This window comes from Rivularia sp. UHCC 0363, assembly GCF_034931125.1.
GTDB lineage: Bacteria > Cyanobacteriota > Cyanobacteriia > Cyanobacteriales > Nostocaceae > Rivularia.
In genome coordinates this window covers 112176-117898 of the sequence record NZ_JAYGHM010000015.1, presented here as the reverse complement: position 1 = coordinate 117898, position 5723 = coordinate 112176, and the positions used below count along the sequence as shown (strand labels likewise).

4 protein-coding genes are annotated in these 5723 nt (G+C 39.2%); 1 reads left to right on the top strand and 3 read right to left on the bottom strand.

Annotation, left to right across the window (positions count from 1 at the left end):
* Window positions 1-2051, bottom strand: a 2051-nt coding sequence (locus VB797_RS11180) for a cadherin domain-containing protein (protein WP_323237751.1), incomplete at its 3' end; no start/stop codon positions are given.
* Between the two features lie 759 nt (window positions 2052-2810).
* Between VB797_RS11180 and VB797_RS11175 the strand changes: the two genes are divergently transcribed.
* On the top strand, window positions 2811-3719 hold the full coding sequence (locus VB797_RS11175) for an AMIN domain-containing protein (protein ID WP_323237749.1): 909 nt from the start codon (window positions 2811-2813) through the stop codon (window positions 3717-3719).
* Between the two features lie 73 nt (window positions 3720-3792).
* On the opposite strand, the gene VB797_RS11170 is transcribed toward VB797_RS11175, so the two are convergent.
* Window positions 3793-4335, bottom strand: a complete 543-nt coding sequence (locus VB797_RS11170) for a DUF3172 domain-containing protein (RefSeq protein ID WP_323237748.1) — start codon at window positions 4333-4335, stop codon at window positions 3793-3795.
* A 353-nt stretch (window positions 4336-4688) separates the two neighbouring features.
* Entirely contained in the window at window positions 4689-5168 is a 480-nt protein-coding gene (locus VB797_RS11165; protein WP_323237747.1) for an NAD(P)H-quinone oxidoreductase subunit N, read from the bottom strand.
* Between the last annotated feature and the right edge of the window lie 555 nt (window positions 5169-5723).

Sequence of the window (5723 nt, the reverse complement as noted above, 5' to 3'; positions counted from 1 at the left end):
TGTTCAATATTGGTAAAAGTATCTAAACCAGTAACAGCGCTTTGAAGTGTATTTGCAGTAAGGATAAAGTCGGTATCCGCAGTTTCTCGCAAAGTATCAATACCATCTCCCCCATCGATAGAGTCATCACCTGCTCCACCGTACAGATTATCATTTCCAGCACCACCAATTAAGGTATCGCGACCAGCTTCACCGTAAAGATTATCGTTTCCAGCACCACCAGTTAAACTATCGTTTCCAGCAAATCCGTAAAGGAAATCATTTCCTGCACCTCCATTAATAGTGTCATTTCCTGGACTTCCCTTAAACCTATTATTTGTAACAGAAGTCTCATCGATTAACACCCCAGGAGCATCATTAATGTTAATAGTAACGTTTGCTAAAGCACTCGTATTAATTCCATCGCTAACACGTACTTTCAACTGGAAACTGGGATTATTTTTAAAATCTAAGTCATCAGCATCATTAACGGTAATTTCTCCGGTTGTGGAATCGATCGCAAATGCAGGTTTACCATCTTTATCTACATCCGAGTTTCCGTCTATAATTTCCCAATTACTTAAAGTATCACCATCAGGATCTGTTGCAAATACTTGACCGACAACAGCACCGCGAACGGCATTTTCATCAACTTTAAAGAAAGAAGGCTTATTAGAATTGGTGGTAACAGCAATATCGCTTAACTTAACTTCTGCTTTCGCTGAAGATGTATTATCTCCGAAGAAGAGGAAACTTGGTTTTTCGTAGGGGTCGGGAGGGGTAACTGTGAGAGGTCCTATTTTATAAGGTGCTGGTTGAAATGCAGTATAATCCCTCAAGTCACCTTGCAGAATCAAGTTTCCATTTGCAAATAAAGTATAAGTGTTACCTTTAACTGCTAAATCGTATTTAACTACTTTAGTTTTAGTGTCGAAGTTTACTCCTTCAGCTTGGGTAAACAAAGTACCGTTAGGATTGGAAGCTGTAGGTTCAGTACCATCTTCCTGGGCCCAAATGCGGTTTTCCCAGAAGCCGAGTTCAATACCTTTTTTATCTTCACTAATAGCTATGACGCTAAAACCAGCACGGTCTGCTTTACCGTCACCGTTTTTTTGAGCATTAGCATTACTATGATTCTCAGAAATAATTTGATTCGTAAAGCTGACGACGTAACCTAAATTTCGATCAAGTGTCGGAAAATTTGTTCTAGGTTGAAGATTGCCAAATTGATCTATTTTATAGTTGATATAACCAGCAGAAGCGTCTCTTCCTACTTGATCTGTATCTGTTTTTAAAATAACTCCATCTTTAGTTAAAGTTTGTTGGGCTTTACCACCAACTACCGCAGTACTGTCTTGGAAGTCAAACCAAGGTGCGATTGGAGCAGAACCTGCACTAACAGGAGATTTACCAGTACTACCATCATAGAGAAGTATGTTGTTACCGATAATAGGAGCAGCGTTTGCAATTTCAGGAAGAACTTGAATATTTTCTGTTGGTAAACTTAATCCACTTCCAAAAGTCCAGTTATCAGGATTATTAATTTCTTTTAACCAATCTTCCCGCGTACCTTCAGGTATAGCTTCGAGATCGAAAGCAGCATCCTTTAATTTATCATTCCCAAACAGAACAGATGTGTTATTTGTTTTGGATAACCCAGTAATTACATTGCCAGAATTGGAATCATTCGCATTCTCAAAAGCACCAGTATTATCAATTTGGTAAATTGCAGTAAAGCCTGAAGTCAGGGGACTGTTTGAATTAGTTGATTGTACCGCTGCAATTTGGTCTCCTGATGCTTCTAAATCAAGGTTTGCAGTTCCAACCCGAACAAAGCTAGAAGTATCCGTACTCTGAATAACCGTACCAGCAGTAATATCGCTATTAGCAGTAAATTTAACTACTCCTTCATTAGTTGTAAAACCAGAACCAGTCCAACCGTTATCGGTGAAGTAAATTACAGTACCTGCGCTTAAATCAACTAAGGGAACGAAAGAGAAAGAATCTGGATTCCCGTTAGTAATATATCCAACAATCGCAATATCACCGGGATTGAGAACTGTAGCTGCCATATAATTATATTTTTTTAATCAAGATAAAGGTGTTATATCTGTTAAAAAAATAACTTTCAATTTCATTAATTTCATCGATGAATTCTCTGAAATATTTTGAGAAAACAATGAAGATTCTTTGTTGATAGAGCTTATTTTACTGAATCTAATGCTGCGAAATGTCAACAATATTGATATATAAAGATAGGACTTAGCAAAAAGGCACAATTTTATTGTAGGGGATTGTGCCAATTGCGTAAGTCTTAAATATATCTCTGCTTAAACTGATTTTTTGCGATCGCGTAGCTTGCTAAAACCAAAAACTAAGACAAAAGCTGAAAATGTTGCGATCGCATAGCTTGGTTCTGGAATATCTTTCACAAATACGATTGAGGTTGGACCATCTAACCCACCCCGACCCTCCGGAACAAAAGCATCAAGAAAATCTCCGGTTTTTGCGTTGTAACGGAGAATACTATCGGTTTCAAAACTGTTGACAAATAAATTACCGTCTAGTCCAAAGACAGCTTCTACAGGACGGTCAAGCCCTCCACTACCGCTTTCAACAGCGCATGGTGTTGCCTATCAGGTTGCAGATGATTCTAAAACACCATTTCCTTATATATTTTTTTTGTAAAGAGCGATGATTGGCAAAGATATTTTTAAAGCAAACATTAATGCAGATCTCGATAGCTTGAATTGATTAGCTTTTACCTCTAAGCTATTAGCAATTATCAATCAAAAAGCTTACTGCGGCTTAACCAATAAAGGATATAAATAATGGATAAGCAATTTATCACTTGGCACAAACAATTAATTCGCGGTCTTTTGTTTACTTTGTATGCAGTAGTTGTCAATACTAATAGCAGTATTGCCGCACCTAATGGAAAACTTGAGGATTGGCGATTTTCTCCCCAAAGTTCGCAGTTAGAATTTTCTCTTTCATCTTCATCTCGCCCTGAGTATTTCTACCTCCCTCAACCTCCGCGCCTTGTTGTAGATTTACCTAGTACTAAATTGGGTTCTGTTCCTACCCAAGAAAATTACACCGGAGCAATTCAAAGAATCCGCATTTCTCAGCTAAACGATAATGTAACCCGTATTGTTATGGATTTGGCACCGGGAGCTTTTATTGATCGCGATCGCGTCCAGTTACAACCTATTTCCTCACAATATCCCACTCGTTGGGTGCTTCGTCCTTTTATTGCCGATAATAGCAATTTTTCCTCACCAGCATATCCATCAGTAGGAGGTGAGTTGCCACCGGGTGCTTATTCTCCCTTACAACCACCGACCGTTCCTTACTACAATCAACAACCACCAGGGATTCAGGCTCCCCAAACTCCGGGCAATCTTCCACCTGGAATGTATAATCCTTCACAAGCTCCATTCAATACAAATGCGCCTTCTCCTTTTCCTGCCCCATTAACGCTACCACCTATTAATAATGGAAGTAACGGATATCTACAGCCTACTGTTACCGTACCACCGATTACAAACGGTATATCTCCACTCCAAAATAATATTCTTCCACCTGCAACACTTCCACCATCAGGATTAAATAGTCTTCCGTCCCTTTTCCCCGCAGCACCATATATACCACCAACTAATACACCCAATAATTTAATCAATTCTCCTAATTCTCAAATAATTGAGTTTGGACAACCTTTCCCCAACCCCAATCAATAATATTGAAACAAATAAAGACGCAATCATAACGTATTGCGTCTCTATATCAAGTTTTAATTTTCAGTAAATATGCTTAGAATCTTTCCGTTTCCGCTGGTGCGTTTATAGCTCCTTCTTCATTAATAAAGAAGTTTTTCGCCGCATCATTTTGATAAATACATTTAATATCAAGCTCTTTACTATCTAATCTACCCGTAAAGCCAAAAGTATTTAAACGATTTTTGCAATCTCTTATTTGGTCTGATGTTACTAGATTTTTTTGTCTTAAAATTTCCCAGTTACTTTGACGTAAAACGCATCCAGGGCGCATACTGGGTTGACCAACGTAAACATTAAACGGGTTAAGAGTTACAAATAATCTGGTATCCATAACCATTGCACTAGCTCCATACTGCACGCAAACCTCTGGATTTGGTGCTTTGGTATCAATATACTCACGAGAAGCGACATTTGATGGTGTAAAAGTCGCTGTAGAACTAAAAGCGATACCAATACCAATACCTAGAATAAAAATGCCCCCTAAAATGGCAATAGTTGTGAAATTAAATATTGAGGAGCCAATATTAGGACTTTTAGGAGAGGTATTAGTTGACCTACCGTTAAATTTACGTTTCATGTCTGCTTTTTTAACTTCACGCCTCGAACAATAGGGAGTAGTTAAATAATATCTCCCTCTTTAAGTATGACGATTTTTTAATCTAATTGTCTGTTACTTTAGCAATAATGTTTCAGCTAAATTACAAATTGGGTAGTGGGTAATCGGTAGTGGGTAATCGGTAATCGGTAATCGGTAGTGGGTAATCGGTAGTGGGGATGAATAACCGCGAGCAATAAAATAAATTTATAACTCCTTACTTCTCACTCTTAACTCTTTCCCAATTACCAATTACCAATTACCAATTCCCAATTCCCAATTCCCAATTCCCAATTCCCCATTCCCAATTACCAATTACCAATTCCCAATTCTCGCTAACTAGCTATAGCCATCGTTTCCGCTAAAGGCATAAAACGGAAAGCGCGATCGCCTCCTCTTTCAATGACAATTTTTACTCTTGGCTCAATTTTAGGTAGATTTGACAAATATTCGATTTCTTGGTCATCAAGAGTATGTCCGTCAATAATCCACAGTACCAATCCCTTGGATTTTGGCGGCAACTGTTCTAGCTGAGTACTAATAATTGGCGGTAAATAGTAAACATCACCTACCGCAGCCCCGCTACTTGTACTTTTTTTCCCGAGATGCGGAGGTCTTACACCGTGAACTCCAGTCAAATAAGCCGCCACATCACCCAGACCCTTACCGCTAAGACACAAAGCATTGTAGCCCTTAGCACGCAATCGACGACGATACCGACCTTCAAAACCGCCCTCTAGAGGTACATATACTCCAAGAGCGCCAAATTTTTCTAAACTGCGAATGAAACCGCCACCGTTAGTAAGTAATGCCATAGAATTTTTTCAGATACCACTTCGATAATTCTATTATTAGTTAAAATTTATCGGTTAACAGTTTATTAGCGATCGGTTAAGAAACTTCCAAAAAATAATGTATCCCTTTCTACTTACTTCACGTCATTTATTCTGACGGGTTGTAAAGACTCCGCAGTGTTACGTCTCCCAGCGTTTCCCAGAAAACGAACTCCTCAAAATTATTGAAATAGACCAGTAGTAGTCCACCACATAAGTTATGAGGAGTTAGCGTAGTGGGAGCATCTTGCGATCTTCTTGCTACCACGAGCGAGCGAGACGCTCGCACTACGAATAGATTACCTATCAAAATTAACGTGGTCGTAGTAGTCCACCATATAAGTTATGAGGGGTCATGGTAGTGCGAGCATCTTACGATCTTGCTACCACGAGCGAGCGAGACGCTCGCACTACGAATAGATTACCTATCAAAATTAACGTGGTCGTAGTAGTCCACCATATAAGTTATGAGGGGTCATGGTAGTGCGAGCGTCCCGCTCGCTGGTTTCTTTGAGGTTTGGGAAGCACAAACGTCTC